Genomic DNA, 23,238 nt, shown 5'->3' on the forward strand with positions numbered 1-23,238 from the left:
CTCCCTGGATCCCCGCCTTCGCGGGGATGACGAGTCAGGGAAGAGTGTTCAATTTTGAGATAGAACTGCTATACCAAGTGCTGAATGGGGATGGATGCATATTTGTGGAGAGTAAAAAACAACATTTGAATCAAGATGATATTGGAGATATTTAACGGATTATTTGCGAAGAGGGTGCAGTGATTCTATGATTCGAGCCTATATCAAGGCGTTTTGCATGGGAAGTTTGGATTCCGGGGAGATGGCGTAGGAAAAAAAAAGATCCTTGGGGTTCTTTCGGGCAGCGGGAAGTTTTGTAAGGAATTATCTGTATAATTTTCTGATAAATCAATAGGTTTGCCGCATCATCCGTGCTTAGGGAAGTTTGTAAGGGGGGACGGGGAAACGCCCTCCTGAAACCGTAGCCCTCTGTTTGATTTTGGCACTGGATGCGGCCATTTAAGGAAAGAGCCAGGAATGGGCGACTCCCCTTCCAAAACCAAACGAACCCCAGCCCTCTTGGCTTCGGGTGGATGGTGGTCCCTGACCCGGCACTATTTGGCCCGGGTGGCGGGGTATAAACAAAACCATCCCACAGCCTATCGGCTGCTTTTTTATATTCTGGTGATCAGTTCCCTGTTTACGCTGATGGGAACCGCCCTGCAGATCGGTTTTGACTATCGAAAGGATGTCTCTCTCATTAAAGAGAGAATGGACCAGATTCAGGCCAGCCATCTCCACGGTATCATCAACAGCCTGTGGGATATGAATGACAATCAAACCCGCACCCTGCTCAAGGGGATTTTGGAGCTGCCCGATGTCTCCTATCTGGAGATTATTGAGGAGGATGGTACCCCCCTTTTCGTCATGGGCCTGCCCGTGTCGGGCCCCAGCATCACCAGCCATATTCCTCTGACCCATCTGCGTGTGAACGGTGTGCGGACCCCCCTGGGGGAACTTCGGGTGGTGGCTACTTTGGCCGGGGTTTACCAGCGGCTTCAAGAGCGGGTGTTGGTGATTTTGGGAGCCCAGGCGGTGAAGACCTTTATGGTTTCCGCTTTTATTCTCGCCATCTTTCACTATCTGGTTACCCGCCATCTCAATATCCTGGCCGCCTACGCCCGACGACTGAACCTGGACCGTTTGGACGAGCCTCTGATTTTGAAACGTTCTTCGGGAGAGTCTGCCAAGCCGGATGAACTGGAGCGGGTCGCCCAAGCCCTCAACGATATGCGCGTCGGCCTGCGGGAGGATATGGCGCTGCGGGAGGAAGCTGAAAGCGCCCTTCGCCAGAGTGAGGCCAAATATCGTCGCCTGATCGAAAACATGGGGGCCGGTTTTTTTCTCTATTCCCACGGTATCGACGGCATTTTTACCTATGTCTCTCCTTCCATCACACCGACCCTGGGGTATGGCCAGGAAGAATTTTTAAGTCATTTCGAAACCTATCTTACCGACAACCCCATCAACCAGGGGGTGGTGAGCCACACCCACCATTCCATCCGTGGTCGCAAGCAGAGACCGTATGAGGTTGAGATTTATCATAAAAATGGCAACGTTCATCTGCTGGAGGTGGCGGAGGTGCCGGTGTTTGATGGCCGTGGGGAGGTGATTGCCGTGGAAGGGGTGGCGCGGGATGTGACTGCGAGCCTCCAGGCGGAGCGGGAGCGTCAGGCCCGGGAAGAGGCTGAGGAGGCCAACCGGGCCAAATCCAATTTTCTTGCCACCATGAGCCACGAAATCCGCACGCCCATGAACGGGGTTCTCGGCATGGCCAAACTTTTGGAGCAGACAGAACTGACGGTGCCCCAAAAGGAGTATGTGGAAATTATTACCAAGTCGGGCAAGGCGCTTTTGGATTTGCTCAACGACATTTTGGATATTTCCCGGATTGAGGCGGGCCGGTTGGAGTTGCGGGCCGTAGATTTTTCTCCCGGCAAGATCATCACAGATTTGGTAGAGCTGATGTCCGTTCCGGCCCGTGGCAAGGGGGTTGATTTTACTGTTTCCCTGGAGGAGGGGCTTCCGACACATCTGAGGGGGGATGCGGGGCGGCTGCGCCAGGTGTTGCTCAATCTACTGAGCAATGCGGTCAAATTTACCGACCAGGGAGAGATTGAAATCGGGGTTCGACGCATCCACCGGGACCAGGGGCGGGTGTGTCTGGAATTTTTTGTGAAGGATACCGGAATTGGTATTCCAGAGAGTGAGCTTGGTCGCCTTTTTAATGCCTTTACCCAGGTGGATGGTTCCGTCAGCCGCTCCCATGGTGGAGTTGGATTGGGACTGGCCATCTGTGAGCGATTGGTACGGGCCATGGGAGGGGATATCCAGGTATCGAGCCGGGTTGGGGAGGGGAGCCTTTTCTGCTTTAGTCTTTATTTCCAAATGGTTGAGCCACACAAACCCATGATGGCACCCATGCCGGAGGTTAAGGGCAAGCCGCTCTCCATCCTTTTGGTGGAGGATGAACCGGTAAGCCGGATGGTGGCTGAAAGTTTGCTTCTGGCAGAGGGGCATCGGGTGCAAACAGCTGAAAACGGCCAGGAGGCTCTGGACCAGATCGAGGAACACCGTTTCGATATTATTTTGTTGGATATCCATATGCCGGGGATGGATGGCATGGAGGTGGCCCGGCAGATCCGTCTTCTGAACGATCCTCTGAAGGCGACCATCCCCATCATTGCTCTCACTGCTGACCTGGTTCGGGAAAATGTGAAGCGCTATCTGGCTGAGGGAATCGATTTTGTGGAGAGCAAGCCGTTGGACATGGAAAGATTGAACCGGGTGATCAGTGGTTTATAGGGAGATGTCGGGGAAGGTGATCCATTTTTCAGGCCGAATCAGATGTGGTGAAAAGATAAATCCTGTCCGAAGAGGGGTGATGGAGCTGTCAGGCTGGTCAGGCTTGGGGAAGGGGTGTGGGGTGGTGGGTATGGGATGTATTTCTCTGTGGAAAAAATAAAATGAAGCTACTGGATCTGCTGGCTGACCTGAAAATCTGGATGAAAATTGCCCTTGCAGCGGGCTTGACGGGGCTTTTGTTCGTAGGGGTGGTGGTCCAATACCATCAGGCTCTGTTTCGCTCTATTGAGGATGGGGAACATCTGTTGCGGGTGCATGAGGCGAAAAAGGCCCACTCCCTCAATATTCACCGTTACATGTTGGAAGCCCGACGGAGTGAAAAGGATTTTTTGGCCCGCAAACAGGAAAAATATGTGGCCCGTGTGGCTGGTGTGGTTGAGTCGGTTCGGCAGGAAGCGGGCAGGCTCCAGGCGATTGAATCCCTGGCTGGGGGAGCGCCGGCAGCCGAGGAGATTATCCGTCTGATCGGGGCCTACCATGACGCTTTTCAGAAAATTGTCGCGGCCTGGCAGGAGAAGGGGTTGGACCACAACACGGGCCTCCAGGGACGTTTTCGCCAGGCCGCTCATGATATGGAAGGGATTTTAAAGGATTTCGATGTCTCCCAGCTGAAGATCGATTTGGGGGAGCTGCGCCGCAAGGAGAAGGATTATGTGGTGCGCAATCTGGATAAATATCTCCGGGGTTTTGAAAGCCGGATGGCTGCATTTGTGACCCATTTGCGGGGTTCCCGGCTTTCGGATGACTTCAAACGGGAAATCACCCAGGCGCTTTCAGATTATCAAAATGCCGTCACCGCCTTTGTTTTTGCCCGCCGGGGTGGGGCGGAACTCGATACGGCCAGTTCAACCTACCGCAACATGAGCAGCAAGGCCCATGTTCTGGAAAAGCTCCTCAATAGCCACTATATCCCCGGCATCTGGCTGGATCTGCTGATGGCCCGCCGTCACGAAAAGGATTATCTCCTGCGGGGATCAGCCAAATATGTGGAGAGGCTCCAGTTGGTGGTGGAGGGGATGAGAAAGCGTGTCGGTACCAGTGCCGTGGAACCTGTCAAGCAGAAGGCCATTGTGGAAAAGCTCAAAATTTATGAAGAGGCTTTTCTGGCTCTTGTCGCTCGCAACGATGAAATCATCTCCCTGACCGCCCACATGCGGGAAATGGTCCACAAGATCGAACCTTTGGTGGAGGCCAATGTGAAGGATTCAGTCATCCGGATGACTGAATCCGCCGAGGCCACCCGGGATTCCGCTGTGGGTAGTGCCTGGTTTGCTTTGGGAATCGCTTTTTTGGCGATCGCCTTGTGTGTGGGGCTGATCGTTGGTGTCACCCTGGTGATCACCCGCCCCATCGACAAACTGGTGCTCTTTGCCAATCGGCTCTCTGAGGGGGATTTGACCGCTTCCGGGGAGTTGGATCGACCGGATCGCCAGGATGAGGTGGGGACTTTGGGGCGGGCTTTGGAGGATATGGGCCGATCTCTGCGGACACTCCTCTCTACCATTGCCGGTAACGCCATGGAGCTGGATCTGGCCTCCATGGGGTTGGCTACGACCTCTACCCAGATGACCGGCAATGCCGATCATCTCAACCAGCAGGCGGTGACCACTGCGGCTTCGGGAGAGGAGATGAGCGCCAACATGAATGCCATCTCTGCGGCCATGGAAGAGTCCAACGCCAACATGCAAGCCATTGCTGCCGCCACCGAGCAGGCGAGTACCAACTTGAGCGGGGTGGCTGAAGGGGTGGATGAGATCAGCGGTGTTTTCGGGATTGTGTCAGAAACCGCCGAGATGGGCAGTCGGGAGTTGCAGGGAGTCTATGTGGCCACCGGTCAGGCCAACGACAACATGAAAAACACCACCGGTGCCATCCGTGAGGTAACCGACTCTTTCGGGGCGGTGCGTCAACAGTGCGCCTCCGCTGAAAAGCACTCCCACGAGGCGGGAAAACATGTCCGTGAGACCTTTGGCGTTATGGAAGAGTTGAGTGGTTCCGCCGAGGCGATTGGGCAGGTGGTGGAGGTGATCAATGAAATTGCCGACCAGACCAACATGCTGGCATTGAATGCCTCCATCGAAGCGGCTGGAGCGGGGGAGGCGGGCAAGGGATTTGCCGTGGTGGCCAACGAGGTCAAGACCTTGGCTCAAAAAACCAGTGAGGCCACCAAGATGATCGAGGAGCGGATCCAGGATATTCGGGATCGCTCCGCTGAAGCGACCCAGGGAGCCCGGGAGGTGATGGGCACCATCGAAGGGATCGGCAAGGCCAACTCGGAAATTTTGCAGGCAGTAGATCTTCAGACCGATGCCATCGATCAGGTTTCCGATGCCATGGGGGGGATGAGTCGAGAGACTGAAGAGGTGAACGATAAAATGTTGCAGGCCACCACCGTTATGGAAAACATTTCCCAGCAGGTGGTGGATGCCTTCAAACAGGTTTTGGAGGTGAACAGCCAGGTGACCGAAGCCAATGAAGGATTGGGGGAGGTGGCCCGTAACGTGGTCGAAGCCACCGAAGGCAACAACGAAATCGCCCGCAACGTCACCGAAGCGGCTGGGGCTGCGGGGGAGGTAGCCCAGGCCATGACCCAGGTGAGTGGTAGTGCTGGGGAGATGGAGGGGTTGAGCCATTCAGTGGAGGAGAGTGCCCAGGGAATGGCCAAGACCGCAGCCGACCTTAAAGAGACCCTGACGCGATTTAAGGTGTGAGTGTGGGCATCTGAAGGGGCGGTGGGCTTGTGGGGGGACTTTTCTGGCCTGGGACGAGAGGCTTGAGGGCGTTCCCTGGATCAGGATTGGCCGCTTTCCAGATTTCGAAGTGCTTGAGCCGCCCGATTGACGGCACTGCTCCACACCTGGGGGCTCTCCTGGCGGAACAGGCGCATGCCGGGATACCAGGGGCTTTTGGTTCGCCAGGGGCTGCCGGGGCGATCTTCCAGCCAGCGCCACTCTGAGGCGGTGTGGAGGAGGGTCCAGGTGGTGGCGCCGATAGCGCCAGCCAGATGGACCACGGCGGTATCGGTGGAGATCAAAAGATCCAGATTTTTTAGCAGTCCGGCGGTTTCGCTGAAATCAGTCAGCTCCCGGTCCAGGTCGTGGATGGCGTGGGGCTCTTGCAGATTTCGGAGCTGCTGGGCGGGCTCTCCCTTCTGGATGGAAAAAAAAGTCACATTCGGCACCGCCAGAAGGGGTTTCAGATCCATCAGGGTGCAGGCCCGGTGGCGGTTGACCGAGGCTTGGGGATTGCCTGACCAGGAGAGACCCACCTTGAGGCCGGGAATAGCAGCCAGCTTGTTTCGCCATTTGGCGACCACTTCCGGGTTGGGGGTGAGATAGGGAATGGTGGCTGGGAGATTTTCCAGGGTGGTACCGAGCACTTCCGGCAGGCTCATCAAGGGGATGTGCAGGTCGTAGTCGAAGGGCGGGGGGGCGGTATCCTCCGTGTCCCGGGGGGTCACCTTTTCAGCCAAGCCGGAATGTTCAAACAGGCTTAGAAGCTGGGGCTTGCATTCCAAAAATATCCGCCCACCCAAGGCTTCCACCAGGGGGAGAAACCGGGCAAACATGAGCGCATCCCCAAACCCCTGTTCCGTGTAGACATAGAGCCGCTTGCCGTTGAGGGGGGTTCCATCCCATCGGGGGACTGGGCAGATGCGGGGTGCATGGCGTTCCAGATGAAAGCGCCACTCATATTCCCGCCATCCCGGGGCGAACTCTTCCTGAATCAGATGGGAGAAGGATTTGCCGGTATGGGCCGGGGCAAAGTTGGGGGCCAGGGTGATGGCGGAATCAAAAAATCGCACCGCCTCCCGATGCTGGCCATACTCCTGGGCGATGACCCCGAGATTATAGTAGGGGGTTGATTGTCTGGGATCGAGTTCCAGAGCGGTCTGATAGTGGGCCACCGCCCCTGGATGGTCATCCAGGGTGAAGCGAATATTGCCCAGATTGATCACCGCTTGGGCAAAATCGGGTTTTTGGTGGAGGGCGGCTTTGAAGAGCTGCTCCGCCTTCTGATACCTCTGCCGGGCCATCTCGACATTTCCCAGGTGAAAGAGAAACTGCGGATTGCCGGGGTTGCCCGCTACGGCTTTTTCCATGAGTCGGGCGGCCAGTTCCAGTTTGTCCGATTTTTGCGCGATCAGGCCCAGAACATGATAGGCAGCCGGGGTGTCGGGGTGGTGTTTGAGTGCGAGGCTGGCACATTTTCCCGCTTGGGAAAGGCGGTTGTGGTTGTAGTGATCAATCGCCTCCGTTATCAACCAATTGGCTTGTGCTGAAGGCTTTTCCGGCGTGGTTTCCCCCTGGCTGTGGGGTTTTTGCGGGGTCGGTTTTTGAGGGTCATTCATGGGCTGTCCACGGCTTGGGTGTGGGGGGTCAAATGAATTTCATCCAAAACCCGTGCCGAATGAGCCCAAAACCGATACGGACAATCAGCTCGTGGGCCTGTTCAGATCCCTTCATCCTCCCGGTTCATGGAGCAGGTGGTTCATTTTTCAGTCCGTTACAACTCCCCTGAACGGTGTTGATTGACCAGCTCCTGGAGCGTCTGGGCCAGGTGTTGGGTTAAAGGTTGCCAATCCTGGGGGGAGCCGTTCCAAAAGAGGCGCATGGTGGGATACCAGGGGCTTTTTTCCCCTTTGGGATACCAGCGCCAGTCCGCAGCTTGAGGCAGCATGGTCCACACCCGGGCACCCAGACCCCCGGCCAGATGCGCTACCGAAGTGTCGATGGTGATCACCAGATCCAGATGGTGGATGACCCCCGCCGTTTCGGCAAAATCACTCAGCTCCTGATCGAGATTTGTGATCTCCATGCCTTGGGGCGGCTGTTTCAGCTGTTGGGTGGCCTCTCCCTTTTGCAAACTGAAAAAACGCACCCCTTTGATCTGGCCCAACGGGGCGAGATCAGCCAGAGTACAGGAGCGCCGCCGCAGGGGGTCGTTTTTGTGCAGAGGCTTTCCTTCCCACACCAGACCCACCTTGAAAAAGTCCGGATCGCCAAGTCGTTCCTGCCATTTTTCCACCACTCTGCTGGGAGCGTGTAGATAGGGGACGGTTTGGGGGATCGTCTCCAGGGTGGTGTCAAAAAGTTGGGGCAGGCTTAGGAGGGGGATGTGAAAATCGCACCCTTTGGCGGCCTCGCTGTCAGCGATGCCAGCCATTTTTTCCAGCTGATCGATCCCGGCCATCTCCTGGTAGAGGGGGATCAGGGGGGCTGGGAGAGCCAGTATGATCTTTCCCATCCGGGATTTGACCAGGGGCAGATAGCGGATAAATTGCAGATTATCTCCATACCCCTGTTCCGCCAGGAGCAGGAGTTTTTTTTCGGGCTGCGGGGAGCCGTCCCAGAGGGGGGGGAGGGTTTTGGGGGAGGGGTGTTTATTCTGCAATTCCGGCAGCTGAAAACGCCATTTATAGGCCTGCCACCCTTCCCGGTAGCGGCCAGCCATCAGGAGGGTCATGGCCCGGTTGACGTGGGCGACGGCATTTTCCGGCTCAGCAGCGATTCCCTGGTCGAGGCAGGCGAGGGCCTGGTCGAGATCCATGCGTGCCTTGTGGCAGAGGCCCAGATTGATCCATGCCGCGCCAAAATTGGGCGCTTGGGAAATCGCTTGGGCAAAGTGGGTCATGGCCTCTTCCAGCTCTCCCTGGTCCATGGCCAGATCTCCCAGCTGAAAATAGGCCTGGGGGTGGCGAGGGTCGAGTTTGAGGGTCGCCAGGAAGCGCTCTTTGGCCGCTGGAATTCGTTTTTGGAGGAGCAAGGCCCGGCCCAGATGGTAGTGAAAACCGGCTGTTTGGGGTTCCCGGGAGATGGCGCGGCTGATCCAGTCGGTGGCGGCGGCCGGTTTGTCCACCTCCAGTAGCGCCAGCCCATAGCAAAACATCGCCTGGGGGGAGTTGGGATAGAGGGCCAGCACGTCCTGATAGATCTTGAGAGCTTGGTGGTTGCGGCCTTGTTTTTGCAGTTCTAGAGCCGCAGTAAATTTTTTTTGCAGCGGATTCGTATGGGTTCTTTGGGCTGGATCCGTAGCTGTAGCGGTCATGGTGGCCGAAGGTTGAGCTTTGCGTCAGGGTTATCTTCGATCTTCGAAAATAGGCGACAACCTTATGGAATTCAACCTGAATTCGAAAATGGGGATGTGTGGGTCATGAGTGGTGGTGAGACGCTTCTGGGGCCGTTTCTGGTCAATCAGTATGGGGAACGCTATTTGCCCAGGATTAATGGGGAAATTTTTTCCAAAGATGGATCCGACACCATTTTTCGCCGTCAATTTGGCGACTCTTTGGCCAAGGAGGATCATCTCTACCTTATTGTCGGCACGGACTCTGGCTTGTTTGTGCAATATATTTTGGACAAAGGTCTGCCCCTGGGCACCCGTTTTCTCTTTATCGAATTTCCCGAAATTATCGAGCGGTTGCAGGAGTGGCTTGATTTTGAATCGTTTCCCAAAAATCTCGCTATCGTTGCGCCGGACAAGTGGGAAGAGCAGGCTGCGGAATTTTCCCTCAAGGATTATTTTTATCTGCAACACATCGAGCGCCTGAAATCGATGGCGGTGGTGGATGCCCACTATGACGCCTATCTGACTCTGCACAATGATGTTCAAGCGCGCATGACCCAATATAATATGGCCGTCAACATGGAGGTGGGCTCCAAGGTATTCATGATGAAGGGGCTGGAAAATCTCAGTGAAAATCGCACCCCCTCCACCGCTCTGAAAGATCTTTTTAAAGGCCAGACTGCTGTTCTCATGGCGGGTGGCCCCTCCCTGGATGAATGTTTTCCCTGGGTAAAGGCCAACCGGGACAAGCTGGTGGTGCTGGCAGTCTCCCGTATCGCGCCCCAGCTGTTGCGGGAGGGGGTGGTGCCGGATCTGATTTTTTCCATCGATCCCCACACCATGATCTTTCACCAGTCCAAAGATATGTTGGCGTTCCACGAAGAGACCCTCTTCGTCAACATGTATCACGCCCATCCCGCCTTGGTGGGGCAGTGGCGGGGGCGTAGCGTCTATATGGGCAGCCTTTTTCCCTGGGAGACCGAACTCAATCCGGACAACTATGTTTTCAGCGGTATCACCGTCTCTCACCAGGCCTTGGGGGTGGCGGTGAGGATGGGGTTTACCCAGCTGGTGTTGGGGGGATTTGATCTCTGCTTCAGCCGAGAGGGGTTTACCCACCTGAAGGGGAGTGTGGAGCGCGACATCGGGCCGTTTACCGAGTCCACTGAGCTGAGAGTGGAGACCAACGGTGGCTGGCAGGCGGAAACCCGCTACGATTTTTACAGCGCCATCCCCAGCATGGGGGTCATGGCTGAGGAAGCGGTGGTCGCGGGCTGTCGGGTGATCAACCCTGCCCAAGGTGCGGCCAAAATTCCCCATGTGGAGCATCTACCCTGGGAAGAGGTGGCTCTGGAAAAACTGCCCCAGCCCCCCCGGGAGGTGCTTCGGGAAAAACTCCCCGAGGATCATCGGGAGAGCCGCCAAGCGCACTATGAGATGGTGGTGGGGGAGTTGCAGCGGGTTCGGGAGGAGGTGGAAAAAATCAAGGAATTGACCGAGGAGGGGCTGGACTGCAATGCACGGCTTTTCGGACGCAAGGGAGAACTTCCTGATTTTAAATATAAAACCCGTATGGACGAGATCGAGGAGATTCTCGATAATGAATATGGCGATATTTCAGCATTGGTTCGCAAATGGTCGGTTCGGGAATTTTTAAAGCTCTCCCGCCCGGACCGGGACCGGGAGTGGAGTGATGAGGAGATTGAGGAGACCGGTCGGCGCTATTATGAAAACTATTCCAAGAGTGCCGATGAGCTGATCAACCTCATGGGGGAGACGATTGAGCGGGTGGAAACACGCATGGAGGAGGAGCAGCGTGATCCGGACTATGAGCGCCTGGCTCGGCAGTGGCAAAAAGATGAACAGCCCGGGCGGATACATCTCTTTTTTGACCGCCAGGGGTGTGAGGTGGCCCAGTTGCCATCCCCTTGGGATGAGCGCTTTAGGGAGATTATGGCGGCCCATGAGGAACAGATGGCCGCCACCGAAAACACCTATTCGGAGTTTTGCCTGCAGGATCAGGCGCAACCCGGGGCGGTCAAGTCGAAGGCTCTTACCCTCTATCGTCAGAAAAACATCCAAAAGCTCAAAGATTATCAGGAGGGGCTTGCTGAAAGCGGCATTGAAGGCAAGGAGCACTATGGCCACCTGATCCAGGGCTATATCGCCGAGCTGGAAGGAAATCTGGATCGTGCCGTTCGTTGTTTCAGGCAGATTACCCTGGATTCCCTGATGCAGGAGGCGATGCAGCGCATTTTTTCCCTCTCTCTGCGCCAGAAGGATATGCTTGCTGCCATGGCCGTGGCCAAAAGATTGAGCAGCCGATCACCTTTATTCATCCCCTATTATGCCGACCTGTTGCGCCTTTCCGGGGATCGTGAGGGGGCGCTTGCGGTCTATTCCGACTATGTCAAAATTGTCAAAAAAGATTTCGTCACCCTGTTGAAGATCGGGCGGCTGAAGATGGAGATGAAAGATATTTCCGGGGCGATGGCGGTGTTTAAGGAAATACTGGAAGAGGACCCGGACAACAAGGCCGCCAGGCTTTTTGTCGAGCAGCTGGCCAAGTTTGTCTGATTCCAAGGAAACCAATCGATGTCCAAAGATCTTCTCAGTCGGGTTTTGGGTCGCGATGCCTCCCTTTTTGCCGAGGATATCGCGACCCATCAATCCCATCTTCGGGAAATCATCACTGGCTCCCGGGTATTGATTCTTGGGGCGGCGGGTTCCATTGGTCAAGCTTTCGTCAAACAGGTGGTGGGTTATCAACCGGCGCTTTTGCATCTGGTGGATCCCAGTGAAAACAATCTGGTGGAGCTGGTGCGGGATCTAAGATCCTCGGTGCTGTCCGTGCCGGAGGCCTTTAAAACCGTAGCCATCGATCTGGGTTCTTCCTCTTTTGACCATTTTTTAAAAGCCTTTGGCCCTTACGACCATATCCTTAACTTTGCGGCTTTAAAGCATGTCCGCTCCGAGCGGGATCCCTATAGCCTGATGCGCATGTTGAACGTCAACGTCCGCTTTCTGGATCAACTGCTGGCCGGGCTTCGGGATCATCCCCCCCAGCGGTTTTTTTCGGTCTCATCAGACAAAGCCGTACGCCCCCAAAGCCTGATGGGAGCCAGCAAGGCACTGATGGAAAAGGTGTTGTGGGACCATTCGGATCGGATTCATACCACCACCGCCCGCTTTGCCAACGTCGCTTTTTCCGATGGCAGCCTGCTCCATGGGTTTCGCTATCGCCTGGAAAAGGGGCAGCCATTGGCCGCCCCCAATGATGTCCGGCGCTATTTTATTTCCCACCAGGAAGCGGGAGAGCTGTGTCTTCTGGCCTGTTTTTTGGGGGAGCGCCGGGATATTCTGTTTCCCGCCCAGGGAGAGGCTTTGCCCCCGGGGACTTTTTCAGAAATTGCCGAGCTGTTTTTGGAGAGCCAGGGGTATCGTCCCCGCCATTTTGAATCCGCCGAAGCGGCCCGGGCCTTCGCTGAAACAAGAGATCCTTCCAGCCGTGAGTGGCCCTGTTTTTTTTCCCCCAGTGATACCACCGGTGAAAAACCCCTGGAGGAGTTTTATGAGCCGGGAGAGCGGATCGATCTGGATCGCTATCGCACCATCGGGGTGTTGCACCAGCCGATTTTTAAAGAGAGGGAGGCACTTCGGGAGGCCCTCGAAGTGATAGCTGAAATTAACGAATCGACTGATTGGTTTATTCCAGCTTTGGTAGAAGCGGTGAGATTGGCGGTTCCCGGTTTGCAACGGGAGGAAAAAGCCCACGATTTGGACCAAAAAATGTAATTTATCGGTCATCCCCAAGTTAAAAGCTAGACCCGGGAGGCTGGATAGGTAGAATGATCAACAGGAATGTGGGGGGGGGAATAATGGAGACCAGACTCGGTAATGGATAAGACCCTCATTCTGGTAGTAGACGACGACCCCGCCATGCGGATTCCCATGCGTCACTTTTTGGCCCGGAGAGGCTATCAGGTGGCCGAGGCGGGGGACGGCGTTCAGGCACAGGAAGCCTTTCAAAAACAGATCCCCGATCTGGTGCTGATGGACGCCCACATGCCGGTGATGGATGGCTTTACCGCCACCGCCGAACTTAAATCCATGCCTGGGGGGGAGGATGTCCCCGTGGTGATGGTGACGGCGCTGGCCGATAGCGCTTCTGTGGAAAAAGCCTTCAAATCCGGTGCCGAGGAGTATGTTACCAAGCCCATCCACTGGGCGGTGCTGGCCCAACGTGTCGGGTTGCTTATCGAGCGCAAGCGCGCCGAGATGGCCCGGCGGGAGGGGGAAGCCCGTTTTCGTGCCATCACCGAATCCGCCAGTGACGCCATTATCTCCGGGGACGAGCAGAGCCGCATCACCTTCTGGAATCCCGGTGCCGAGTCCCTTTTTGGTTATACAGCCGAAGAGATTGTCGGCCAACCCATCCAACGCCTGATTCCCGAAAACCTGCGCGCAGCCCACGAAAAGGCCTACCAACACGCCCTGGATACCGGGCGCACCTGGCTCTCCGGCAAAGCGGTGGAGATCATCGGCGTGCATCGGGATGGGCGGACCATCCCCATCGAAATTTCCCTCTCTACCTGGCTTTTGGGTCAGCGTCGGCAATTTTCCGCCATCGTTCGGGATATCACCGAACGGGTGCAGGTGCGGGAGCGGGATGAGCGGGCCATGCAGTCCCAGATCGCTCTCAACGCCCTTCTGGAAACCGCTCTGGAACCCCTCTCCCTTTCCCAGCAGCTGAGGGTCTCTCTGGAGATTGTTCTATCGGTACCTTGGCTTGCCGTACAGTTCAAGGGGGCGATTTTTTTGATGGATGAGGAGAGCGGCAAGCTGAAAATGGCCGCGCAAAAAAATCTCGCTCCTCAACTACTTGAAAAGTGTGCCCTGGTTGCCCTCGGGCAGTGCCTTTGTGGTCAGGCCGCCGAGAGCCGAAAGACCGTTTTTTCCCACAACCTGGAGGATGAAAACCACACCATCCGCTTTGATGGGATGCAGCCCCACGGCCACTACTGCATGCCGATCATCTCCCGGGATAAATTATTGGGGGTGATCAACCTCTACCTGGTGGAAAACCACAGCCGCAACATCGAAGAGGATGCCTTCCTCACCACCATCTGCCACACCCTGGCAGCCATCATCGAAAGCCGTCGCATCGAGGAGCAACTCCAGAAGGCCCACCAGGAGCTTTGGCAAACCCGACTGGATATCATTCATCGCCTGGGTATGGCTGCTGAATATCGCGATAACGATACCGGCATGCACATCATCCGCATGAGCCAGTTTGCGGCGGCCATCGGTCAGGCCGCAGGGCTCTCCTCAGAGCGATGCCAGGTGCTCCTGAATGCCACCCCCATGCACGACGTGGGCAAGATCGGCATCCCCGATCACGTTCTCCTGAAGCCGGGGCGACTCACCGAGGGGGAATATAATCAAATCAAAAAACATCCCGTGATTGGCGCCAGAATGCTCCAGGGTCTCCATGTGGAACCCCTGGAAACGGCCTACCTGATCGCTTTGACCCATCACGAACGTTGGGATGGTGGAGGCTATCCCCACGGTTTGAGTGGTGAGGAGATTCCCATTGAAGGGAGAATCTGCGCCATTGCGGATGTGTTCGACGCCTTGACCAGCGTACGCCCCTACAAATCCGCCTGGAGCCCTGAAGCCGCTCTGGAGGAGATCGTACGCTGTTCGGGGACGTTTTTCGATCCAACCCTGGTGGAAGTGTTTAAAAAAATCTTCCCGGAGATTATCTCCATCCAGAAAGCCCACTGCGACTCCCAGGCTGCAGGCAAGCGGGATGCCTCAGCTGCATAAGGGGGAATCCAGCCCTCTGGCAGCGACGCTCCCCCGCTTGGGCTTCCCTGTCAAAGCCGTTTTTTGTTCCTGCAAGCCATTTTGATCCTCTTACCTCTGATGGATCCCTTCCGCCGATCCTGATTTTTCTCTCGATGGCCATCTCTTGGTGCCTGATTTTAGTTTATTTCATCCAACAGCCCCTCTGATTTTGGCGGTTTTTCGCTGGTTGGAATAGGCTCAGAAATGGTTTCTCTTCTCCCTTAGAAAGGCAAAAACCGCTTCCGGTGGCTGCCCGGCCAGGTTTAAATGTCGGGCGAATTGGGGATCGTCACATCTGAGAAACGGATTGGACCGGCGTTCTCGGGCCATGGGTGTGGGGAGGGTGGGTTCGAGGTTGCGGGATTGGGTTTCCACTTGGGCCAGATGTTTCTCTATCTCTCTGGTCTCCCCTCCCAGCTCCAAGGTAAAACGCAGATTGGTTTCAGTATATTCATGGGCTGGAAAGAGCCACTGGGCTTCCTTTAGATCCCGCAATTTTTTCAGGCTGTCCCACATCATTTTGGGGTTTCCCTCAAACATGCGGCCACAGCCGTGGCTGAAAATGGTATCCCCCACAAAAAGACAATCTTCGATCAGATAGGCGACGTGACCGATGGTGTGACCCGGTACCGAGAACACTTGGGCGGTTTGCTGACCCAGGTCGATATTTTGGCCGTCGGTGACCGGTTGATCCAGGGGGGGGAGGCGGTGGCGATCGGTTTCGCTGCCGATAATCCGTGCTGGGCTCTCCTGCTTGAGCCGGGCCACGCCCCCGGTGTGGTCGTTATGGTGATGGGTGAGCAAAATATGGGAGAGGGTGAGGTTTTGCTCCTGTAGATGTTCCAGTACCGGTTGGGCGGCACCGGGGTCGACTGCCCCGACTTGTCCGGGGCCGGTGGGAAAGAGCCAGATATAGTTGTCGCCCAGGGCATCGACCGGGGTGGTGGGGAGTCGGGGATGGGACATGGTGCTCTCCTGGTATGAATGGAACGATGGCGCGATTGGAGGGAGGTGGTTTAACCTAAATCTGGCAGTTGGGCGTACGTACATGCCTCAGCCTCTTGATCCACCAAGCAAATCGGGAGAAAGTCTTGTGACCAATCAGGTGACAGCGATTTCTCCCAATTCACTATGCGAACCAATATTCTGCACCAGCCACATACGCCCAACTGCCGGATTTAGGTTTAACGCATTCGGGCTGGACGAATCCCTTTCCTCTCCAAGGGCTGTAAGTTGGCACGATCCTTTAATGTGTCTTACGGGATCTGGAAGGCTGCTACCGGTAGCCTCCCCATGGGATTGCTCTATCCATGAAAAACCCTCAACGCGTTTTTAAAATACCATGACCTTTGAAGCCATTCGATTGCAAACCTGGTATGCCACCCCTTTGGGGCAGGAAACATCCCGTCTGCTGGGGGATGCCATGGCGGGGTGGTTGGGGGAGCGAAAGGTGGAACGCACCTTCGGTTTTGGCTACACCCAGCCCTATCTCGACCGGATGCAGTATTGGACCGAAGGGTTGGTGGGGGCCTCTCCCGCAGAAATGGGTGTGGCTCCCTGGCCCAGATTTGGCGAAAACCGCATCGCCCTGGTGCGCCCCGACACCCTTCCTTTTGCTGACGAAAGCTTTGATCGGGTGGTGATGATCCACCTGCTGGAGGGGTCGCACTCGGCCAAAGTGACCCTGCGGGAGAGCTGGCGGATATTGCGTCCCGGGGGGCGGCTTTTGGTGGTGACCCCCAACCGGGGTGGATTTTGGGCCAGACGGGATGTGACCCCCTTTGGCTGGGGACGGCCTTTTTCTCCCCGGCAGCTTCAGGAGTTGCTCCAGGGGGGCTTTTTTTTGCTGCGCCAATCCCGCTATGCCCTTTTTTTGCCACCCCTTTCCGGGGAGCGTTGGATTAAGGCAGCCTCTGCCTGGGAACGGGCTGGAGAGCGTTGGTTTGCCCCTTTGGGGGGGGTGATTTTGTGTGAAGCGGAAAAGGTGGTCTATGCCACCACTCCGTTGACCAGTAGCAGTTCTGCCTTGGGGCGCCGCTCCATGCCGATGACGGTAACGGAAAATCGGGCAGGAAACAGGATCAAAAGGAGTAAACATTGACTGACGCTTATCTTATCCGTCGTTTTTTGGACGACATGCTGGTGGAGCATGGCTTGTCGGAAAATACCCTGGTGGCCTATCGAACCGACCTGGAAGGGCTGACCGGTTTTTTGGCCAAGCGGGCCAAGTCCATCTCTGAGGTGGCCCGGGAGGATCTGTCTGCGTGGCTTGGGGCTTTGGCCGGGGAGGGGTTGGCGGCGACTTCTGTGGCCCGAAAGCTGTCGGCGGTTCGGCGTTTTTTCAAATATTTGACTCTGCAAAAGGTGCGCAGTGACGATCCCACCCGACTTTTGGACTCTCCGAAGGCTCGGCGTCACCTGCCCCAGATTTTGAATGAAGCCGAAGTGGATTCGCTCCTCGCCTCCCCCGACCGAACGGCGGTCAGGGGGTTGCGTAATGCTGCGATGCTGGAGTTACTCTATGCCACGGGGTTGCGCGTGTCGGAGTTGGTCTCCATCCCCACGTATGGCATTGATCAGGAGTTTGGTTTTTTGCGGGTGACCGGTAAGGGGGATAAAGAACGGGTGGTGCCCATGGGGGAGGTGGCCGGGGAGTTGGTCGTCCGATACCAGCGGGAATCCCGCCCTCTCCTGCTGAAAGGCCGCCACGCCAATGCGCTGTTCCTGAGTAACCGGGGACGGGCCATGACCCGGCAAAATTTTTGGTATATCATCCGGGATTATGCCCGGGAAGCGGGGATTTTAAAGCCCCTTTCCCCCCACCTGTTGCGCCACTCCTTCGCTACTCATCTATTGGATCACGGGGCGGATTTGCGTGCGGTTCAGATGATGTTGGGACATGCGGATATTTCCACCACCGAAATCTATACCCATGTGGCCCAGGAACGGCTGAAAAAACTCCATGGTCGCTACCATCCCCGGGGGTAGGTGGGGAGCTTAAGGGAGAGTGCCTGGAATGCATTTCGGGAAGAGGGAAGGTTGGGATGATGGCCAGGTTGGCAGTGGCAACATGACAAGGGATGGGCAATGATGACGGAAAAGCAATCCAAGGGAGGCAAAAGCTTGGCAGGGAGCCTGTTTACCGTTCTCAAGGTGGGGATTGCCCTTTTTATTGCATTTCCTTTTATCGTGGTTTTGTTTCCCCTTTGGTATGTCTATCGCTGGAACGAGGTGCGGGAGGGGCGTCCGGAACCGGAGGCGCCTTGGGGCGTTTTGTTGAGTTCCCATCTGGGGGGAGCGGGTGGTCGCGGAAAAAGGGTTGGGGGATCTTCGCGTTTACGCTACCTGGATGAGGGAGAGGCAGAGAAGGGCGGCCAGAGCAGTCAGGATGACAAATATGGTCAGGACGCTCCTTCTGGAGGGCACCCCAATTCACGGAGGGAAGGATTGAGCGACCGGGGTTCGGGGGCTCTTCAGGAGGGTGTGGGTCAGAAGAGGGAAGGGGTTGTTGGAAAAAGCCTGGAGCAGGGGTTGCCGGTGGTGGGGACGGGCCGGGTGGCTCTGGTGACGGGTGGAGGGCGGCGTCTGGGCGCGGAAATGGCTTTGATGCTGGCGCAAATGGGTTTTAAGGTAGGGATTGCCTACCATCGTTCCCGGGATTTGGCCGAAGAGGTGGTGGATCGCATTCGGGAGCGGGGGGGGGTGGCGGAATGTTTGGCGTTGGATCTGACCAATCCTGCCCGGATCGAGCGGTTTTTGAATGAATCGGAACGAAAATTGGGGCCAGCGGCGTTGTTGGTCAACAATGCCGCTCTGTTTCGACCCACCCAACCTGACGGCGGCTCCTGGGAGGGGCTGGAGCAGATGTTCAAAGTCAATCTGCAAGGCCCACTCTGGCTTTCTTTTAAAGTTGGCGCCAAAATGGTAGAGAGAGTTGGCGAGGGTGATGGTGAGAGCGGTGCTGGTGGTATGATCGTCAATGTGGGCGATATTTGGGGAGAGCGTCCCCTCAAGGATCATGCCGTATACAGCAGCGCCAAGGCGGGCCTGATCATGGCTACCCGCGCTTTGGCTCGGGATTTGGCTCCTGATGTGACGGTCAACGCCATCGCACCCGGTGCGGTATTGCCCCCGGACGATCCATCGGACGGGGCAGGATTTCAGCAAATGTTGAACCGGACCCCTTTGGCACGCCATGCCAGTCCTGAGGCGGTTTTGCAGGCGTTGCGCTATCTTCTGGCAGCCCCCTATGTAACGGGTGAGGTGTTGCGTGTGGATGGTGGCCGCAATCTGGTCTGAAACAAATCAAATTCAATCAACAACCGCTACCTGATGGCCGTTCCATCTTCGGTCGGTAGCGGCTACCTGGTCTACGTCAAACGCTCATGAAAGCTTTCATTCTCGACTCCATCGGTTTGACCGATGCCGTAGCCTGGGTGCTGACGGCGATATTTTTCTGTGGCTCCGCCTTTCTCTATCAGGGGGATTTGGCGATGTCCTTCCTGGGAGCCGGGGGAATTATTTTTACCATGTTTTTGGTGGGTACCTCGGTGGAAGTGTTGATCGAGACCATGAAAAATGTCCCGGGGATTGGCACCCTGACTGGCTTTCTCACCAACGGCCCGGAAGCGCTGGTGGTGATTGTGGGGCTCATCAACGGTGATATCCTTTTTGCCAGTTCCACCCCGTTGGGCTCCAACTTTATGAACCCGGTATTGCTGCTTTGTGCAGGCCTTCTGACCCATCGTCTGGTGGCAGTATGGCGGGTAGCCCCCCTCTATTTTACCCTCTCCATTGCCCTCACCGCAGCAGTGGCCGGCAGCTTTTATCTCATCACCACTGAAATGTATTGGCTCTGGGTCGGGGTGCTTGCGCTTGTCTCCGGGGTGCTGTTTTATAAGCGGCCCAAGGAGGAGGAGATGCCGGAGGATGAGCTGGCGGTCTCTAAAATGTGGTTTGTGCCGGCGCTGTTGGTGTTGCTGGGGGCGGGTTATTTTCTCGATCCGGTGGTCAACTTTGCCTCCGATGCCTCCCAGGTGCCCAAAGGCATCATCGGTTTTTTGGTGCTTTCGACTCTCACCAGCTGGCCCGAGTTTAAATCCACCCTGGCTCTGTTGCGACGCAACCTGGCGGTGGCCGCCGTGCTCAACATTGTGGTGAGCAATATTACCAATTTATGGCTGGCTGGCGTGGGAGTTTTGGTGTTTCTACTCTTTTAACTTGGGAATAGCGGGGGTTTCCGTTATCCTGGTATAAGATTTTCCTGCTTTAGAGGGATACGTTCATTTCAGTTGACTGATCAATGGCATGCTTCCCACACGCACAACCACTGGACAGGCTGCTCACCCTGACGTGATCCAGCAGTCGCCCACCTTTATGTATCTAACCGTTCCCAATCATGCGCACGGGGGGAAGGAGAGCCCCTATTTTTACCTTTGATACGCTATGGATATTGCCCTTCTTATCAAGCTGACTTTGTTTGTGGTGTTGCTGGCTTTTTCCGGTTTTTTTTCCGGCTCCGAAACCGCACTTTTTTCCCTGGGGCGCACCCAGCTTTCCCGGATGAAACGGGAGGGTCACAAGCGCTATAAGGAGATTCAGTGGCTTCTATCGGAACCCCGGCGCCTGATCGTCACCATCCTGATCGGCAACGAGCTGGTCAATGTGGCGGCCTCGGTGCTTTCAGCCAGCCTTATCATCCAGATCATGGGGGGAGAGGAAAAATGGTGGATCAACATTTTTGTCATGTTGCCCATCCTGCTGCTGTTTGGTGAAATCACCCCCAAAACCATCGCCGTGCGCAACAACGAGGCTTTTTCAGCCCTCATCTGTCGGCCCATCGCCTTTTTTGCCTGGCTGATCACCCCTTTGCGCTGGATCATCCGTCTGATAGCGGATCGTCTGACCACCCTGATCGTCGGCAAGGCCCGGCCCCGGGGGGCGCTGGTCACCGAAGAGATGGTCCGCACCCTCGCCTGGGAGGCCACCCAGGATGGCAACCTGGATCGTCTGGAACGGCAGTTTATCGATAATATTTTTGATTTCGGCAACCAAACCGTCAGAGAGGTGATGGTTCCCCGGGCCAATGTTTTGAGTCTGTCGATCAACACCCCCATCCCCGAACTGTTCGAGCAGGTCAGCAAGCTCACCTTCAACCGGCTACCCATTCATGGTCGGGATCGGGATGATGTGGTCGGTATTTTGCACATGCGCGACCTCCTCAATCCCGCAGCCCGCAAAAGCCTGGCGGAAAATCCCGGTCACCTGGAAAAACTTCTGCGCAAGCCCTTTTTTGTTTCGGAAACCCGAGATGCCATTGATCTGTTCAAGGTGTTTCACAAACGCCGCAAAACCTTTGCCATGGTGCTCGATGAGTATGGCGGGGTGACGGGTTTGATCACCATGGGCGATCTGCTCAACTCCATTTTCGGCTCTTTCCAGGGCACGCCAAGAATCTCCCAGGCCATCGTTGACAAGGACGAACGGGACGGCTCTTTTCTCCTGAAGGGGATGATGCCGGTGCCTCAGTTTAACGAACAGGTGGTGCCGGAGTTCAGCGATGCCCAGGCGCTTCTTTCAGAAGGGGAGGCGGAAACAGTCGGCGGGGTGGTGTTGCACCACTTTGGCGAGCTGCCGGAAGAGGGGGACGAAATTACCCTGGGCTCTTGGCGGTTTACGGTGAAGCGGGTGGATAAAAACCGCATCATGCAGGTGCGCTGCCTCTATCGGCGTACGGATTCCGGTGAGTTGATCGAAAAACCGGACATTGATGAGGTCCCCCTTGCAGTCGAAACGCCTGACCAGGCTGACGGCACGACGGCTGTCGGGGAGCAGGAGGACGAAAAATTGGCGGATAAGGGGGATGAAACGGATAAGGGGGATGAAACGGATAGAGAGGCCACCGGGGGCGATCCAGCCGATGGTGTGCTTGAAAGCGATGATGCCCCTGGCAAGAGTCCCGATAAACCGAGTGAGGGAGGTGTGTGATGGATATTCCCTCGATTCTATTATTGATGCTTCTGTGTCTGGTGGTAGAGGGCTTTTTTTCCGGCTCTGAGATTGGCGTGGTGAGTGCTGATCAGATGAAGCTCCGCCACGAAGCCGCCAAAGGCTCCCGGGGGGCGAAGCTCGCCATGGAGATGTTGAAAAAGCCGGAGTGGTTGCTCTCAACCACTCTGGTGGGGACCAATATCGCCATCGTCACCAACACCTCTCTGGCGACTCTGCTGGCGATTCGTCTTTTCGGCCCGGAGCAGAGCTGGATAGCCATCATGTTGGCGGCCCCTCTGATTTGGATTTTCGGGGAGATCGTTCCCAAATCGATCTTTCAGCAAAACGCCGACTATCTCACGCCCCGGATCATCTATGTGCTCAAAGGGGCTTCCTATCTTTTTTTCCCCCTTCTGTTCATCTTTGCCACCATCACCAAGATTTTTACCAAATTGCTGGGGGGGAATCGGGAAAACCCCTTCACCCTGCGGGAAGAGCTGCAGATGATGTTGCAGGAAGACGATGGTGGCGGGGATATTCTGCCTGTGGAAAAGGCCATGATTCGCCGCATGTTTCATTTCGGCGAGACCCGGGTGCGGGATGTCGCGGTACCCTTGGTGGATGTGGTCTCCATATCGGAGAGTGCCAGCTGTGGGGAGGCCTTGTCACTGGGGTGGGAAAAATCCCACACCCGGATTCCGGTCTATCAGGGGCGGGTCTATCAGATGGTGGGGTTTATCAACTGCCAGGATCTGATGAACCAGGACGAACAAACCGCCATCAAGCCCTTCATTCGTCCGGTACGATTCGTTCCCGGGGCCATGCGCATTGAATCCCTCTTTTTGGAGTTTCACAAGGAGGGCAAGCGGGTGGCCATGGTGGTGGATGAGTATGGTGCGGCAGAAGGGATGATCACCCTTGAGGATATCATGGAGCGGATCGTCGGTGAGATGGAGGATGAATATGACGTCAAGGAGGATCCTTCCCGGGTGATCGGCAAGCTGGGGGAGGGACGTTTTCTCCTCAACCCCCGCATCGATCTGATCGCTCTGGAAGAGGAGTTGGGGATCCATCTGGCTGACGGCAATTATGAAACTTTGGCGGGATTTTTGCTGGAAAAAGCCCGGGACATTCCCAAGGTTGGGGAGGTGATTCGCAGTGAGGGGGTTACTTTCCGAATTCAAAAAGTCTCCAAAAACGCCATTCTGGAGGTGGAAGCCCAGTTGTGAGTCCGGAATGGTCGAAGAGAGGCATGATTTTGAAAAAACAGTGGGAATGGCGTTAACCCGCTTGCGATTTTGGTGGCTTTATCGCATCATTCGCTCGATAATTTTTATTCATCAGTATCCTAACGTTGCCATCATTCGGCTTTAGGGGAGTTTGATATGCCGACAACCAGTTTGACTGTGGACCTTCTCGCAGGGGAGAGCATGCGCGTCGTGGGTCCGGGTTCTGTAGAATTTACCGCTCCGGAAGTGATCCCTGCCA

Annotated in this window: 14 protein-coding genes; 11 read left to right on the forward strand and 3 right to left on the reverse strand. The window is 55.9% G+C overall.

Annotated features, from left to right (window positions below):
- Nucleotides 1-456 precede the first annotated feature (456 nt).
- Together HQL52_10995 and HQL52_11000 are read left to right on the forward strand one after the other, a co-directional pair.
- On the forward strand, nucleotides 457-2,784 hold the full coding sequence (locus HQL52_10995; protein MBF0369970.1) for a response regulator: 2,328 nt from the start codon (nucleotides 457-459) through the stop codon (nucleotides 2,782-2,784).
- 161 nt (nucleotides 2,785-2,945) lie between these two features.
- Nucleotides 2,946-5,555, forward strand: coding sequence for a methyl-accepting chemotaxis protein (locus tag HQL52_11000; GenBank protein ID MBF0369971.1), 2,610 nt, complete (start codon nucleotides 2,946-2,948; stop codon nucleotides 5,553-5,555).
- Nucleotides 5,556-5,635: 80 nt separating this feature from the next.
- Here the strand turns inward: HQL52_11000 and HQL52_11005 are convergent, their stop codons facing one another.
- Entirely contained in the window at nucleotides 5,636-7,195 is a 1,560-nt protein-coding gene (locus HQL52_11005; GenBank protein ID MBF0369972.1) for a glycosyltransferase family protein, read from the reverse strand.
- Nucleotides 7,196-7,350: 155 nt separating this feature from the next.
- Nucleotides 7,351-8,892, reverse strand: a complete 1,542-nt coding sequence (locus tag HQL52_11010; GenBank protein MBF0369973.1) for a glycosyltransferase family protein — start codon at nucleotides 8,890-8,892, stop codon at nucleotides 7,351-7,353.
- A gap of 105 nt (nucleotides 8,893-8,997) precedes the next feature.
- On the opposite strand from HQL52_11010, the gene HQL52_11015 reads away from it, so the two are divergent.
- From HQL52_11015 to HQL52_11025, 3 genes are all read left to right on the forward strand, one after another.
- Nucleotides 8,998-11,487 (forward strand): DUF115 domain-containing protein, encoded by a 2,490-nt coding sequence (locus HQL52_11015; GenBank protein ID MBF0369974.1) that lies wholly within the window; start codon nucleotides 8,998-9,000, stop codon nucleotides 11,485-11,487.
- A gap of 18 nt (nucleotides 11,488-11,505) precedes the next feature.
- Nucleotides 11,506-12,705, forward strand: coding sequence for a polysaccharide biosynthesis protein (locus tag HQL52_11020; protein MBF0369975.1), 1,200 nt, complete (start codon nucleotides 11,506-11,508; stop codon nucleotides 12,703-12,705).
- 102 nt (nucleotides 12,706-12,807) lie between these two features.
- Complete coding sequence (locus tag HQL52_11025) at nucleotides 12,808-14,739, forward strand: PAS domain S-box protein (GenBank protein ID MBF0369976.1); 1,932 nt, start codon at nucleotides 12,808-12,810, stop codon at nucleotides 14,737-14,739.
- A 219-nt stretch (nucleotides 14,740-14,958) separates the two neighbouring features.
- On the opposite strand, the gene gloB is transcribed toward HQL52_11025, so the two are convergent.
- Entirely contained in the window at nucleotides 14,959-15,726 is a 768-nt protein-coding gene (gene gloB / locus HQL52_11030) for a hydroxyacylglutathione hydrolase (GenBank protein ID MBF0369977.1), read from the reverse strand.
- A gap of 376 nt (nucleotides 15,727-16,102) precedes the next feature.
- On the opposite strand from gloB, the gene HQL52_11035 reads away from it, so the two are divergent.
- From HQL52_11035 to HQL52_11060, 6 genes are all read left to right on the forward strand, one after another.
- On the forward strand, nucleotides 16,103-16,861 hold the full coding sequence (locus HQL52_11035) for a methyltransferase domain-containing protein (GenBank protein ID MBF0369978.1): 759 nt from the start codon (nucleotides 16,103-16,105) through the stop codon (nucleotides 16,859-16,861).
- A complete protein-coding gene (xerD, locus tag HQL52_11040; GenBank protein MBF0369979.1) occupies nucleotides 16,858-17,748 on the forward strand; it encodes a site-specific tyrosine recombinase XerD in 891 nt (296 codons plus the stop codon). The genes HQL52_11035 and xerD overlap by 4 nt, the downstream gene beginning before the upstream one ends.
- 99 nt (nucleotides 17,749-17,847) lie before the next feature.
- Nucleotides 17,848-19,059 (forward strand): SDR family NAD(P)-dependent oxidoreductase, encoded by a 1,212-nt coding sequence (locus tag HQL52_11045; GenBank protein MBF0369980.1) that lies wholly within the window; start codon nucleotides 17,848-17,850, stop codon nucleotides 19,057-19,059.
- An 86-nt stretch (nucleotides 19,060-19,145) separates the two neighbouring features.
- Nucleotides 19,146-19,979, forward strand: a complete 834-nt coding sequence (locus tag HQL52_11050) for a sodium:proton exchanger (protein ID MBF0369981.1) — start codon at nucleotides 19,146-19,148, stop codon at nucleotides 19,977-19,979.
- A 226-nt stretch (nucleotides 19,980-20,205) separates the two neighbouring features.
- A complete protein-coding gene (locus HQL52_11055; GenBank protein ID MBF0369982.1) occupies nucleotides 20,206-21,747 on the forward strand; it encodes an HlyC/CorC family transporter in 1,542 nt (513 codons plus the stop codon).
- On the forward strand, nucleotides 21,747-22,979 hold the full coding sequence (locus tag HQL52_11060) for an HlyC/CorC family transporter (GenBank protein ID MBF0369983.1): 1,233 nt from the start codon (nucleotides 21,747-21,749) through the stop codon (nucleotides 22,977-22,979). The genes HQL52_11055 and HQL52_11060 overlap by 1 nt, the downstream gene beginning before the upstream one ends.
- The last annotated feature ends 259 nt before the right edge of the window (nucleotides 22,980-23,238 follow it).

Source organism: Magnetococcales bacterium (genome assembly GCA_015232395.1).
Taxonomy (GTDB): Bacteria; Pseudomonadota; Magnetococcia; order Magnetococcales; family JADFZT01; genus JADFZT01.

What these genes read in the sequence shown, in the direction of transcription:
- HQL52_11060 (MBF0369983.1), top strand. Translation starts at nt 21,747, where the DNA reads ATGGATATTCCCTCGATTCTATTATTGATGCTTCTGTGTCTGGTGGTA.
- HQL52_11000 (MBF0369971.1), top strand. Translation starts at nt 2,946, where the DNA reads ATGAAGCTACTGGATCTGCTGGCTGACCTGAAAATCTGGATGAAAATT.
- HQL52_11045 (MBF0369980.1), top strand. Translation starts at nt 17,848, where the DNA reads ATGATGACGGAAAAGCAATCCAAGGGAGGCAAAAGCTTGGCAGGGAGC.
- gloB (MBF0369977.1), bottom strand. Translation starts at nt 15,726, where the DNA reads ATGTCCCATCCCCGACTCCCCACCACCCCGGTCGATGCCCTGGGCGAC.
- HQL52_11020 (MBF0369975.1), top strand. Translation starts at nt 11,506, where the DNA reads ATGTCCAAAGATCTTCTCAGTCGGGTTTTGGGTCGCGATGCCTCCCTT.
- HQL52_11050 (MBF0369981.1), top strand. Translation starts at nt 19,146, where the DNA reads ATGAAAGCTTTCATTCTCGACTCCATCGGTTTGACCGATGCCGTAGCC.
- HQL52_11005 (MBF0369972.1), bottom strand. Translation starts at nt 7,195, where the DNA reads ATGAATGACCCTCAAAAACCGACCCCGCAAAAACCCCACAGCCAGGGG.
- HQL52_11010 (MBF0369973.1), bottom strand. Translation starts at nt 8,892, where the DNA reads ATGACCGCTACAGCTACGGATCCAGCCCAAAGAACCCATACGAATCCG.
- HQL52_11055 (MBF0369982.1), top strand. Translation starts at nt 20,206, where the DNA reads ATGGATATTGCCCTTCTTATCAAGCTGACTTTGTTTGTGGTGTTGCTG.
- HQL52_11035 (MBF0369978.1), top strand. Translation starts at nt 16,103, where the DNA reads ATGACCTTTGAAGCCATTCGATTGCAAACCTGGTATGCCACCCCTTTG.
- HQL52_10995 (MBF0369970.1), top strand. Translation starts at nt 457, where the DNA reads ATGGGCGACTCCCCTTCCAAAACCAAACGAACCCCAGCCCTCTTGGCT.
- HQL52_11015 (MBF0369974.1), top strand. Translation starts at nt 8,998, where the DNA reads ATGAGTGGTGGTGAGACGCTTCTGGGGCCGTTTCTGGTCAATCAGTAT.
- HQL52_11025 (MBF0369976.1), top strand. Translation starts at nt 12,808, where the DNA reads ATGGATAAGACCCTCATTCTGGTAGTAGACGACGACCCCGCCATGCGG.